The following is a 13,189-nucleotide window of genomic DNA, read 5'->3' on the forward strand; positions in this document are numbered from 1 at the left end:
CTGGCGTCGGCGAGGTCGGGTCGCGAACCACCTCGGCAACAAACTCCGTATTCACTCACAGTGATGACTCCAGCGCCCCGGCGGGAGTCCAGCTGAGGAGGAGATATGCGGGCAACCGGCAAATGGTTCGGCAAAGGTGGAAGATCGGGCAGAACGGCTTTGGTACGGGCAGCAGTTGGACTGGGGCTCGCGATGGCGGTGGGCCTATCTGGGATCACAGCGTCCTCCGCTGCCGCACCGAGCGTGAAGACATCACTGACCCTCATGGCACCGGCGTCAGGCCCATACAATACGTTCATCCAAATCACTGGCCGGCTCACCCGTGCGGGTACGGCATCCGGCTTGCAGAATGCAACCGTTTTCCTCCAGCGATCACCGCGCGGACTGGGCAAGTACAGCAACCTGACCAGCACTTTGACACGTTCAGCGGGCGCGTTCGCTTTCAGTGTCAAGATGACAGGCGCCTACGACTATCGCGCCTATTACGGCGGTACCAAGACGTTCAAGGCGGCCGTCAGTCCGAACCGTTACCCAGTGACCACGCGCCAAGTGCTGCTGGACGCCGTCAAGGACACAGATTGGGAGACCGGCGCATTCCGGGCATCCGCCCGTGTTGTGCCTGCTCCACCGAATGGCACCACGGTCAGCCTGCAGCGGTTCGACCCAAGGTCACGCCTCTGGCTGCCTCAAGGGAGCGCGAAAACTGTCAACGGCCGTGTCACCGTCAATACCAACGCCCCGGGCTCAGTCACGTCCTACCGCCTCGCGATCGGAGCCGTGGGTCAGTTCGGTGCGGGCATCTCCACATCCCGAAGCTTCGCCCATTTCGTATGGCGCGGCGCATTCATCAAACCAATCAAGGTGTTCGGTGTAAACGGCGACGCCTTCGTCGGTTTTCCCGGCGAGCCCGCGCACCCTCGACGAGGTCGATTCGAGTTGCAAAGAACTGCCACAATCCAGCCGACGGTCATGCAAATTGTTCCCGACCGCAGCGGCTGCACCCGGGTCAGGAGTAAATTCACAAATCAGTCCAACGCAAACTTCGACATCAGCTTTCTCGGTTCCGCCGAAGCGCATGTCCAGCTCGGCGCGGCTCCGGCGGTATTGACCGTAAGTCGCACGTTCACCGACTCGAGAGACTTCACGCTGCTGATCGCCAACCGGCAGGAAGCCAACCTCGATATGCGAGGCGACATCGACCTACTCTGCAGCAATTGATGCGATAGTTCTACTCTGAGGGTTATTTAGAAGCCCTCAAGAAGAGCCAAGAAAGAAGGGACCCCCGAGCCCCGAACGGGTGACACGCGGCGGGCGCGGACACCTTGCCGGGTCCGCGGACAGGTCATTGCTTGTCCGCAGACCCCAGAGCGTGTCCAAGCAAGAGTCACGCGCCTGCCGGTAGACGATCCCGACCCGCCGCACCTGCGCACCGACCCAGCAGCGCACCCAGCCACTCCAATCTCTTATCTTTTTGATTTGTTTCCTTCTTTGAGGGTTCTGAGTAACCCTCTCTCTCGTGCAAAACTAGTAACAAACTGAGGGACTGCGCTGGCAAAGACCGGTGCAGTCCCTCACTTGTGTCACGCGTAACTGCTCCTCGGCCAGAAGTCCCATCGCAACTGCCAACGCTAGGCTTCGTTGGACCGCTACCGACGTGCCGCACCGCCGGACGGTCATTTGGGGGACCCATCTGCTATCGACATCGAAAGCCGAACGTTATGGCCTTTTGTAGCTCAGCCGTCACAGCCCTGGCATACACAAGGCAGATCGGGCGGACCTGCGGCTGCACCATCCCGGCCAGCCACTGTAGCGCTTAGGCAGGCTCCGCATCAGCCCTGAACCGGGCAGCAAGGTGGAGCCGTATAGGTCGTAGGAGGATCTCGTCCTGCGACTGTGTGCGCAACATCGCCGTCAGCGAAGGCCAACCCGCGGTGGGTTGAGGCTGACAGAGTGCTCAGTCATTTGGGGTAGGCCGAGGTCGTCCGACACAGTGACCTCCGGGATCGTGTGCCCGCAGCCCCAACGATCCCGGAGGTCACATCTGGTCTCAGGATCAGATGCAGGTTCCGCCGCCTGGGCAGTCGTCGTCGAAGATGACTCCCGTGCCGTAGCCGTCATCAGCCAGCATCGAATCCGAGACTGGAGTCAATTGCAGGAGGACTGACTCGTCCGGCTCGATCTCGAGATCGTCCAGCACGGGGACGGTGATCACGGCGCTGTCCGCACCGGCCGGAATCGTGAGCGTTCCATCAACCGGGGCATAGTCGATCCCTGGTTGAGCAGTTCCCGCTCGACTTTCGAATCGGAATGTGGTCGATCGGGTGGTTGGCTCCCGCAGGTTGACCAAGAACTGCAAGGACGATCCTGGCTGAACGGTGCCTGGCGGCCCCGCATTCGCTGGATTCTCGATGGCCGTGGCGTCTGCAACGATGAGGCGTCCGGGCTCGTCGTTCAGGATCGTGACCGTCGCATCCTGACCGTCCGGGTCTGCTCCGGCCGATCCGCTGATCCGGAGTCGGAACGTCTCAGTCCCTTCAGGAGCTTTGTCCTTCACGATGCCAATCGGGACGGTTGCCGTCAGGTGCCCGGCAGGAATGACCACCGTTGTGTCCATCGGCAGATAGTCGCCGGGGGCAACTGCCGTGGAATCGGCAGACTGCAAAGTGACGGTCACGTCGTGGGCAGTCGGCTTACTGAGCTCCACGGTCGCCTGCGCCGGCGCGTCCTCGGCGACCGTAAGGTCTTTGACCGAGACCGTCGGCGGCCCATCGTCGTCCTCGATCGTCACAGTGGCGTCGGGATCCGCCAGCCTTCCGTTGATGGCACCGTCCAGGTGCACACTGAACGACTCTGCCGGCTCAGCGGCGTCATCTCCTCGGAGAGGGACCTCAGCGGTTCCAGACGTCGCCCCGACAGGGATTTCGACGATCCCTGCGGTGTCCTCGAAATCTGTTCCTACTTGCGCTGTCCCAGCTTCGGTGTGAAATCGAACTTTCACCGGCCTGGCCGCCGGCGCGTCCAGACCGACCTTGACCTGAACCGCGTTCGATCCGCCGCTCCCCTCGACACCCGAGGCTTCCTCCACCCGGACCGATCGCTCCGCACGTTGCCAGTCCACTCTCATGGCCGCGGCATTGGCGCGCAGCTTCCAAACGGTATCGAAGTCAGTCATGTAGACGCTTTTCTCACCACTAGGAAGGGACATGGCATCGAACGCGAGCTTGGACCCATCCGGCGACCAGGACAACGACATCACTTGGAATCTCCCGGTGGAGAGTCCGCCGCGACGGATGACGTCGGTGCCGTCAGGCCGCATGGTGTAGATCGACCTCCCGGCGGAGTCCGTTCGAATGAAGGCAATCACGGTGCCGTCCGGAGAGAAGACCGGCCCGATGTCCCCGACTTGCCAAGTCAGCTTTGCCCCCGCCGTGCCGTCCGCGTGAACGGTGTAGATCCCGCTCTCCTGCTGGTTACCCGTGAGATACCGGCTGAACACGAGTGTCCGGCCATCCGGCGACCACGAAGGGAAGGAAGCATAGGACGTGTCTCCTACATGAGTCTTTCCAGAGCCATCCGGGTTCATCAAGTAGAGGCCTTGGTTGAGACTGACGTACGCCACCTTCTTCGCGTCTGGCGCCCAGGTAGCGTGTGATCCCTTACCCAGGTACTTGTCTTCAGCCCCAGATGCGGTGCTCGCGAAGAGTTCCTGAGGCGGGATGCCTGCCCTGTTGTAGATGATCGTCTCTCCATCAGGCGACCAGGCCGGCAACTGGCCATTCACCGGCAGCGTCGCCGCCGCCCATGGCCATGGCGTCACAGTGGCAAGTCGTGGTGTAGCCGAAGTAGCAGCTCCGAGATCGAAGATGATCTTTCCGCCGCCACCATCGGGTAGCGCAGTGTCCGATGGCGCGCCGGCCGGTCTGGATTGCGTAGCTCCCGCCGTCGCAGACCCTCCAACCAGGCCCGCGATAACGACTGCCATCGCCACCCACACACGCCAACCACTCAGATTTCGGCTAATGAAAGATTTAGTGTCCACAAGTCCACTACGTGGACGAATCAAGCCGCGGTTCGCGCAGTCGGAGGCAAATTACTTCACGCCAGGGCGATCTGCCTACCAAACACTGCTGCCCCGGTCTCTCCGGAGACCGGGGCAGCAGGTGGCGGCGCCTGCAGGGGATCGGCGCCCGCCTTGTGATGTTTACGATTGCAAAGGCTCCATCGGATCAAATTCAGGACGAACTGCGACCTAGCCTAATTGCTCGGGCCTTTCAGGGGAGGTCACCCGGCTCGCCTTCTCGCCGCTTCCGAGGTGGGACAGCAGTTTCGCGAGTCGACGTTGGGCTCGCGCAGTACGACTCTTCACCGTGCCGATCGGAATCCCGAGCAGCACGGCGACCTCGCTTTGGGAGTATCCGTCGTAGTAGGCGAGCTGCAGGACATGACGCTCATCCTCCGACAGTTGCTCCAGCGCCTCTCGCACCTGCCACTGTGTCCATAGCTGTTCCATATCGATGTTCTCGGCAACGAGTTCGCGATTGTTCTGTCGCGGCCGATCGAGGATCAGCTGGTCGAAGCTGCGACGGTCCCGGCGGTATACGTCGACCGCCGTCCGGCGGACGATTGCGATGAGCCACGGTCGTAGATCACGATCGGCATCGAAGGTTGATGCGGCACGCCAGGCCTGTACGAACGCCCGCTGAACTGCATCGGCGGCCATATCGCGATTGCCAAGCACGCTCAAGGCCGTCGAGAACATCGGCCCTGAATAGCGCTGGTACAACTCCGACAACACGCTCTCGTCGGCCAGGCTGAACCGCTGCTCGAGCGTCGCCGTCATGGGCGTCGTCGACATCACACACCTCATCGCACGTCGACCAGCAGCACGAGCCGGCCCCCGTCACTCGTCATTCGATGGGACCCGGAGGTCATCCACAATGGTGAACAACCAACACCTGATCCTCACGGTCAGTTGAATTCTGACCGTCGATACGCAGCCCCACATCGGTGGCGATTACCTATCCGGGCTGTGTAGGCCCTGCTACCTATTCCCCGCACGCCTGCGGCGCCACTCTCGGGTCGCTCACGCCTAGCCCGCAAGACTTCTACGCGGACATCGCCGCCGCCAGTTCACGTCCGCGTACCCGACGAGCGGCGATCGCATCCCGACCGGTCCACGCCTAGCCTGCCCCTCCCCTACGCCGCAGCGGATCTGCCGCAGAGATCCGTCAGTCTGCCGGCATCCGTAGATGTCTTGACAACGCTGCTCCATGTTTGACGTCCACTGGTTCAGCTGAACTGCACATTTCTGCTGACGGGGACCCACATGACTGCGAACGACACGGACCATCGGAGGCCGACCAACGTCCTACGCGGGGGAGTACCTACATCGCGTGCAGCGATTCGCCGAGGACCTCTACCGATCCTCACTGCCGCTTTGCTCTGGGGGTCCAACGGTCTGGTGGGCTCACTCGCTCCCGCCGACTCGTCAGCAGTGGCCGTCGGAGCAGCTGGAATGGCCTTTGGCGGATTCCTACTGCTTTTCACGACGAACGGGGTTCGCGAGTTCGTGTCGTCGCGCAGTCGCCGCGACCTACTTACCCTCGCCATCGGTGCGCTAGGAGTCGCCGGCTATCCCTTGTGCTTCTATCCATCAGTTGCGCGCGGAGGGGTGGCCGTACCGACCGTAATTGCCATGGGCAGTGCGCCGATATTTGCGGGACTCCTGGGCTGGGCCTTCCATCGGTCACGCCCTCCGGCTGCCTGGGTCGCTGCAACTTTCGTCGCTGTCGTCGGCTGCGCGGCCCTGGTGCTTGGGCGCGCGACCTCAGGGAACTCCCCTAGCAGCGCGGGCTTCGGACTTGCCGCGCTCGCGGGCCTTTCGTATGCGACCTATTCCCTCATCGGAGGTCACTTCATCGGTCGCGGCCACGGCTCCGCCCCAGTCATGGCCACAACGTTCGGGGGCGCGGCAGTCATCGTGTCGCCGGTCCTGATATTCACCGACTCTCATTGGCTGACGACCGGGCGTGGCGTCAGCGTTGCACTGGAGTTGGCACTCGTCACGACCTTCCTCGCCTACCGACTGTTCGGCAGCGGACTCAGGTATACGAGCCCGCAGGTTGCCACAACGCTGACTTTGGCTGAGCCCGCCATGGCGGCTCTGGTCGGAGTATGCCTACTTGGAGAACGCCTGCCGGTGTTGTCGTGGCTAGGGATGGGGCTCCTAGGACTCGGGCTCGTCTCCCTCGTCTGTGCAAGTCGACGTACTGGCTAGCGATGCATGCCCTGCTTGGTTGAATCGCCGGCAAAGGACAGAGCGACACAACTAGGGCGACGTCCCCGTCTCGTGTCAGAACGGGGACGTCGCCTGCTGACTGGGGAGCCAGCAGTAGTAGTACGGTCGATCACGCCTGGCCGGTTCTCCAGCTCACCGAGTTCCGCGCAGGTCTGCGGTGTGGCGACGCAGGGCGTCGAGTGCTTCGGACACCTGGGTCACTCTGGTCCGGAAGTTCAGCACGCACATGCGGATGACGAATCGGCCATCGATTCGAGTGCTGGACAAGTGGACCCGACCTTCACTGTTCACCCTGCGCAGGAGTTCAGCCGTATCGCTGTCGGGGTCGTTGCCTTCTGCCTCCAGACGGAAGCAGAAGGTCGACAACTCGGGTTGTTCAGACAGGACGAGGTGCGGAACCTTCGAGAGTTCCTGGTGGGCGAAGCGTGCGAGGTCGAGCTTTTCATCAAGCATCTCGCGGAACGCCCCGACTCCGTGCAGCTGTAGGGGTAGCCAGAGCCTCAAACCCCGGAAGTCGCGGGTGAGCTCCGGACCGTAGTCGGAGAAGTCCGGCAGCGTGCTGCCCCGGAGATCCTGCAGATAGTCCGCATCCCCCGCCGAATGGGCACTACGCAGCAGCTCTCCGTCCCGCACCAGCAGGCAGCCCGTCCCGAAGGGCAAGAACATCCCCTTGTGGGGATCCAGGGCCAGTGAGTCCGCCCGTTCGATGCCGGCCAACACCTTCCGTCCCCGCTCCGTCAGCTGGAAGAATCCGCCGTACGCCGCGTCAACATGCAGCCAGATGCCCTTGTCTGCCGCAACATCCGCCACAGCCGACAGCGGATCGACTCTGCCAGTGTTCGTAGTTCCGGCACTCGCCACGACGAAGAAGGGCTTCCGCCCGGAAGCCCTGTCCGCGGCGATCGAAGCCTGCAGGGCGGCCGGGTCCATTCGGAGGTCGTTGTCGACCGCCACGATGCGCACGGCATCCCCACCGAACCCAAGCAGCCGAGCGGCCTTCGACACGTGGGCGTGGGTCTGATCAGTTACGTAGATCGTCCCACTGAGGAAGTCTGCGGGTAGTAACGCGTTCCGCGCTGTGATCAGGGCCGACAGCACCGCAAGCGAGGCACCCGTGGTCAAGATGCCGGCCGCCTTGTCGGGCAGATCGAACAGATCACTCAGCCAGCGCAGAACATCGGTCTCGATCGCAACCAGCCCCGGAGACGGCATCGCCTGGCCGGTATAGCGATTCAAGACATCCGCTATGAGATCCGCCATGCCGGCCGCGACTATGCCGCCACCCGGGACGAACCCGAGCAGGCCGCCGTGGGAAGGATTCAACCCCCTAGATGCCGCCCGATCGATCACCCGCAACAGCTCGTCCAATGGCCTACCCTGTTCCTGCGGCGTCTGCCGCACTTCTGGATCGGCCAACAGGTCTGCGATTCCATCCGACCTCGATACAGGGGCCTCGGGCAACGATTCGACTGTCACGCAGAGGTAGTCGACGACGCTGGCGAGCAGGCCACGGAGCTCATCGCCCGTAGGCTCCAGGACACGCCGCCCGCCCGTCTTGATCTCCATGTCAACTTTGTATCCGCGCTCCCCCGGCACGACATCGGTGCCTATTGCCTATCTGATGATGCTCATTCGATCCAGCGCATGGTGAAATACCTAGTGATCACCGATGGGGAAGGTCAATGAACCTGATCGAACGTGGCGCCTCGATGGATCGAATGCAGGCGGCAGCGCTGGATGCGACCGATGGCCGCGGCTCAGTGCTGACAATCAGCGGCGAGGCGGGCATCGGCAAGACGGCTCTCGTCGACGCCCTTGTGGAGAGCCTCGGTGCCGAAATGCTTGTTCTCCGAGGCACCTGCGACGATCTGCTCGCGCCGGCGGCCTTTCGGCCCCTCCGAGAGGCGCTAGGTGACCTGTACGTGCAACCCACCGACAGTGGCCCGGGTGGGACCCTCGCAGCACTGATGGAACTGACCGCGGGAACTGGTTCAGCAGTCCTGATAGTCGAAGACGTTCACTGGGCAGATGACTCCACATTGGACGCGCTGCAATACCTCGCGCGCCGCATCAGCCAGTACGCGATTCTCCTCGTGCTCACCTATCGAGACGACGCTCTGGACACCCGGCACCCGCTTCGACCGTTGCTCGGGGCCCTCATCTCTGCGCCGACACTGAGAATCAAGCCCGCCAGACTGTCCCCGGCAGCAGTGGCGTCCTTGGCCTCCGGAACCAGTTGGAACCCAGATGAGCTCTTCGCACTGACCGGGGGCAACCCGTTCTTTCTCACCGAGGCGTTGGAGAGCTCCGGCACCCTACCGGGCAGCGTCGTCGAGATGGTCCTGGCCCGAGTCCGGGACCTCGATCGTGACGGCATCGAACTGCTCGAACAACTGGCCGTCATCCCGACGCCGGTGGATCGCCAACTCATCGCCGACCTGCTCGGTGACCAGGACCTGGCACTCGAGGAGGTCGAGCGGCGCGGACTGCTGGTCGAGGTCGGCGACAAAGTGACCTTCAGGCACGAGATCGCCCGACGGGCGGTCGAACAAAGTACCTCCAAACTGCAGAGGCGGCGGCTCAACCAGAATGTCGTCCGGCTGCTCCTTGAGGTCGCCGAACCCGAACTCCCCCGGGTGCTCCATCACGCGGTGGAAGCCGGCGATACCGAGACATTGCTTCGCTTCGCTCCGTTGGCAGCGGCCGAGGCGACCAATGCCGGTGCCCATCACCAGGCGGTGACTGCCCTGGAGGCAGTCCTACCGCACATCGAGCGTCTGTCGCCGACACAGCAGGCCGATATCGTCGACGACTATGCATGGGAGCTGCACATCGCAGGCCGCTTCCTGGACGCAATGCAGGCCTCCCGCCGAGCGCTCGCTCTCAGAGAGGCTCTCGGCGATGCGGACCGGCTGACCAAGACCCTGCTACGCCGGGCCCGTCAGCTGATCATGTTCGACGACCTCACCGCCGCCGAGGATGTCCTCGAGCGGACTGTCCAGTTGGCGCAGGAAGCATCTCTGCTGTCGCCCGCAGCAGAGGCGCAATCCATGGACGGCATCATCAAGATGACAAGGGGCGCGACGAGCGACGCACTGGCCGTGCTCGAGTCTGCTGGTAGAGCGGCCAAAGTTGCCGCCCGGTCCGACATCGTGGTCCTCAGTCTGTGCTTCCGCGGCATCGCCAGGGTCATGCAGGCCGATCCGCGCGGCCTGACAGACATACGCGAAAGCGTCGAACTGGCGATCGACGAGGACGAACACGAGTCGACGGGACGCGCCTACAGCAATCTGGCCGAGACATGGTTCCGGTTCCATTGCTGGGACGACTTGCCACAATGGCTCGAACGCGGAACCGAGTTCACCACCAGACACGGGTATTGGGCGTCCGCCGTCCTCATCGACGCGTACCGAGCTCAGCTGGAGCTCCGCCGCGGCCACTGGGACGCGGCCGAAGGACGTATTCGTCAGCTCCTCGACTCCACCGACGACTCAACGCAGCCGCACGCCTACAGCCGCACTGCGCTAGGCCGTCTACTTGCCCGCCGCGGTGATCCCGGCGCTGAGAAGATTCTTGAAAGCGTCTGGCAACGCGCGATGAGCCGAGGAGCAGCTGTTGCACTCGCCGATGCCGGCGCCGGGTATGCCGAGTGGGCTTGGCTCAACGACCGGGCAGACATTGCGCCGGCTATCCGGGGCGTCTTCCTCAGTCATCCTGCAGCCAACGCGCCATTGCTCAGTGAGCTCAGGCGCTACCTCGCCCGCGCAGGAGCACCGCTACCACCACCTGACGGCACCCTGCCATCTGACGGCTTCACTCTCGGCGACGCCGGTAGCCACGTGGCGGCCGCCGAGTTCTGGCTACAACTTGGCGATCCGTACGAACGCGCCCTGGCGTTGGCCGAATCCAACGACCCGATGAATCGTCGTAACGCCCTGCGGATCCTCAGCCAGCTGGGAGCCGTCGCTGCCGGCCAAAAGCTGCGCCGTCAATCGAGAGAGTTCGAGGTGAGTGCTGCTCGGCCGAAGACCGGCGGTGACGGCAGTGGCCTGACGGACAGACAGCTTGCTGTTCTCGCAGCGCTTGCCGACGGTGGCACGAACAACGAAATCGCCGCACGGCTTGGCCTGTCCGCCCGAACTGTCGAACATCATGTCGCGGCAATACTGCGCAAACTCCAGGTGAGCAACAGGCGGGCTGCCGCCCAAGTCGCAAGGGATCTCAAGCTCGGAGAAAATCGCTGATCCAACCAGCACTCAATTGCCATCGACAACGATACCGAGCGCCCTTGCCGCAGCTATGGCCTCGCGGCGGCTACTGATCCCCAGCTTGGTCAGGATCGCCGCAACGTGGTGATCGACGGTACGAACCGAGAGGACCAGCCGGTCTGCCACCTCCGCGTTGGTCAAGCCTTCGGTGACAAGCCCGAGCACCTCCAACTGTCGCGTCGTCAGACCGACCGTGCTGCCCGCTTTGAAGGTACTCCGGATTGGCACGCCACGAATCCCCAGTCCCCGCAGTCGCCTGCGGACCAGACTCGCCGGTGCGCGGGCATCCAACGACTCCAGGATGCTCAGAGCAACGAGCATCGGTTCCCGCTCGCCCGACTCGGCCAGCTCCAGGGCCTGCTCATATGGATCGCCGAGCCCTTCCCACTGCGCTGCGGACGTACGCCAATCGCCTTGATGCGGTTCGAGTCCTGCACGCCCCAGGTAGCGGTGGAATTCGGAGAAAGCCGGGCCGTCGCCGAGGTTTGTCGCCACGACCTTGTCCCGAATCTCGACAAGGACGTCCTGCCGGCCCGCCAACCACGCCCACTCCGCGTACGCCGTGCAGACGTCCGCAAAGGTCGTGACGGCAGGAACGAGGGTCATTCGTTCCCAGGCCGCTGCAAGCAACGGCTCAGCTTCCATGGATCCCCGTCGCGCAAGCAGCCGGCCGAGTACCGGATAGCACGAGGTGCTGAGGAGTTGCGGATCATCGAACGACTCGAGGAGACGTCGTACTCGCTGCTCTGCTGAGTCCCACTTCCCCTGGCGAAGGTCGAGCCTGGCCCGATCGATCTCGATGTAGTAAGCGAGGGACCAGTAGCCGTGCTCAGTGGCAGCATCGCTTGCTGACAGTAGACACTCCCGCAGACGGCCCCAGCTCAACTGGAGGTAGAGAACGCTCGCAAGACTGAGTTGTGATCGCACAGCGAACTCATGGTCGCCCGCCGAACTCGCGACCTCGATGCCTTGCTCGATCTCCACTACTCCGGCGGCGTCGCCGGCGAGGCATCGCGCCAATCCAGTTGCGCACAACGCCAGTGTCACCCACCGCTGCTGCTCGGTGCGCTCTGCCGCCTCGATAGCGGGAGCAAGGATCGCGATCGCTTCCGCGAATCGTCCATCGAATGCCCCCAGCATCCCGCGATGAACCTCGACGGCGACCTTCATCTTCTCGGATTCGAGCGACTGGGTGACTGCAGCTGCCCGTTCGACTGCGGCCGCGGCACCACGGAGATCGCCGACCACGGACAGACGCCTTGCCTGTCGCAGCAACACCTCTCCGAGTCGCTCGGGATCGCTCGCCTGGACACGGCAATTGACAGCCTCCTGCCCCAGCTCGACCGCGTCCGACAGGCGGTTGGCAATCAGAAGCTCCCAAGCACACTCGTCGTACAGGTCGGCGCGCTCGCCGGGCTCCAGCCGGCCCGCATAAGGCAGAACGGCCCGCAAAGTCGTCAGCGCCTCTCGATGGGAACCAATGTTCGTCGCGAGCCGGGCCAGTTTGGGGCCATAGCGCAGCATCGCATCGACATCGCCGGCGTTGACCGCGTGATGCACCACCTGGGACAGCTGGGGTGAGGCAGCCCGGAGCAATTGCTCCATGACTATGCGGTTGAGCCTCGTCCGGCGGGATCCAGGAATGCTCCGCTCGACCGCGCGTCTGGTGATCTCGTGGCGGAAGCCCAGTTCGGTGCCGTCGACCGTGATAATCCCCTGCTGCTCTGCCTCGCTCAGCGCCTCATGATCCGGAATCAGAGTCTCGGCGAAAGAGACGGCGACCTTCGCCGGGAGGACCGAGAGTTGCTCGACCGCGGCGGCCCCGGCAGGGCTGAGGCCATGCATCCTCGCCAGCACGGCATCGACAACCGTCGCCGGAACGCGGTCGCGCTCGGCCAGAGCCTCGATGACAAAGAACGGGTTCCCATCGGTGAGCTCCATCAGGTCCGAAGGTGACCATTCTGATCCTTGTGCGAGGTCCCGGATCGCGTCGACGGACAAGGGCTGGAGCGCGACTCGGTGCACCCGCGCGACGGCCGTTGCGTAGAGGAGGCGCCGCAGTGGATGTCTCCCGGTGACCACCTCGTCCCGGTAGGTCAATACCAGCACCGCCCGCATCGACCCCAGCCGACGCACCAGATAGCGCAGTACGTCGAGAGTGGCGTCATCTGCCCAATGCACGTCCTCCAAGATCAGAACCGTCACCACTGACCGATCAAGCTCGGACATCAACTCCGCCAGGACATCGCCCGCGGAACCGCCGGTCAGCACCTGCTCGAGTTTGGTTCCGCTACCGGCCAGAGCATCCCGCAGTGCGCCACGGGCCGCGGGTGCGAACAGATCGTCACAGCGCCCCAAGTACACCCTGTTCGGTGCGGTCACCCCCTCGACAAAGGCGCGGACCAGGCTCGACTTTCCGATCCCGGCCTCGCCAGTGACGAGCACGACCGAACCGTTGCCATCGGTGGCTTCAGCTACCGCAGCCTGCAGGCGCTGGAGCTGGTCCTCGCGCTCGTACAGAAGGTTGGCATCGATGTCGCCCACCCCGCTCACTATATGGACCTCGCGGTTGTACCGGAATTGCCGCGCCGGTCTCGTTCAACCGATCCAGATGCCCAGCGCA

The 13,189-nt window shown here is 63.5% G+C and carries 7 protein-coding genes; 3 read left to right on the plus strand and 4 right to left on the minus strand.

Annotated features, from left to right (window positions below; all coding sequences use genetic code 11):
• Positions 1 to 105 precede the first annotated feature (105 nt).
• The gene (locus ACWF4Z_RS13465; protein ID WP_452243290.1) at positions 106 to 1,218 is read left to right on the plus strand and encodes a hypothetical protein; all 1,113 of its coding nucleotides are present in this window, start codon (positions 106 to 108) and stop codon (positions 1,216 to 1,218) included.
• An 835-nt stretch (positions 1,219 to 2,053) separates the two neighbouring features.
• Here ACWF4Z_RS13465 and ACWF4Z_RS13470 read toward each other — a convergent pair.
• Together ACWF4Z_RS13470 and ACWF4Z_RS13475 are read right to left on the minus strand one after the other, a co-directional pair.
• Entirely contained in the window at positions 2,054 to 3,817 is a 1,764-nt protein-coding gene (locus tag ACWF4Z_RS13470; protein WP_452243291.1) for a Calx-beta domain-containing protein, read from the minus strand.
• A gap of 432 nt (positions 3,818 to 4,249) precedes the next feature.
• Positions 4,250 to 4,855: an RNA polymerase sigma factor gene (locus tag ACWF4Z_RS13475; protein ID WP_452243292.1), complete on the minus strand. Its 606-nt coding sequence runs from the start codon at positions 4,853 to 4,855 to the stop codon at positions 4,250 to 4,252.
• Between the two features lie 471 nt (positions 4,856 to 5,326).
• Here ACWF4Z_RS13475 and ACWF4Z_RS13480 point away from each other — a divergent pair, with 471 nt between their 5' ends.
• Entirely contained in the window at positions 5,327 to 6,277 is a 951-nt protein-coding gene (locus ACWF4Z_RS13480) for a DMT family transporter (RefSeq protein ID WP_452243293.1), read from the plus strand.
• A 153-nt stretch (positions 6,278 to 6,430) separates the two neighbouring features.
• On the opposite strand, the gene ACWF4Z_RS13485 is transcribed toward ACWF4Z_RS13480, so the two are convergent.
• Positions 6,431 to 7,894: a pyridoxal phosphate-dependent decarboxylase family protein gene (locus tag ACWF4Z_RS13485; protein ID WP_452243294.1), complete on the minus strand. Its 1,464-nt coding sequence runs from the start codon at positions 7,892 to 7,894 to the stop codon at positions 6,431 to 6,433.
• A gap of 86 nt (positions 7,895 to 7,980) precedes the next feature.
• Between ACWF4Z_RS13485 and ACWF4Z_RS13490 the strand changes: the two genes are divergently transcribed.
• Entirely contained in the window at positions 7,981 to 10,542 is a 2,562-nt protein-coding gene (locus ACWF4Z_RS13490) for an ATP-binding protein (protein ID WP_452243295.1), read from the plus strand.
• A gap of 12 nt (positions 10,543 to 10,554) precedes the next feature.
• Here ACWF4Z_RS13490 and ACWF4Z_RS13495 read toward each other — a convergent pair whose 3' ends face one another.
• Entirely contained in the window at positions 10,555 to 13,110 is a 2,556-nt protein-coding gene (locus ACWF4Z_RS13495) for an ATP-binding protein (protein ID WP_452243296.1), read from the minus strand.
• Positions 13,111 to 13,189: the final 79 nt, after the last annotated feature.

The sequence above is a fragment of the Kribbella sp. NPDC055071 genome, from assembly GCF_053608045.1.

Coding starts and splice junctions, on each gene's coding strand:
- ACWF4Z_RS13475 (WP_452243292.1), bottom strand. CDS start 4,855: ATGTCGACGACGCCCATGACGGCGACGCTCGAGCAGCGGTTCAGCCTG.
- ACWF4Z_RS13490 (WP_452243295.1), top strand. CDS start 7,981: ATGAACCTGATCGAACGTGGCGCCTCGATGGATCGAATGCAGGCGGCA.
- ACWF4Z_RS13465 (WP_452243290.1), top strand. CDS start 106: ATGCGGGCAACCGGCAAATGGTTCGGCAAAGGTGGAAGATCGGGCAGA.
- ACWF4Z_RS13480 (WP_452243293.1), top strand. CDS start 5,327: ATGACTGCGAACGACACGGACCATCGGAGGCCGACCAACGTCCTACGC.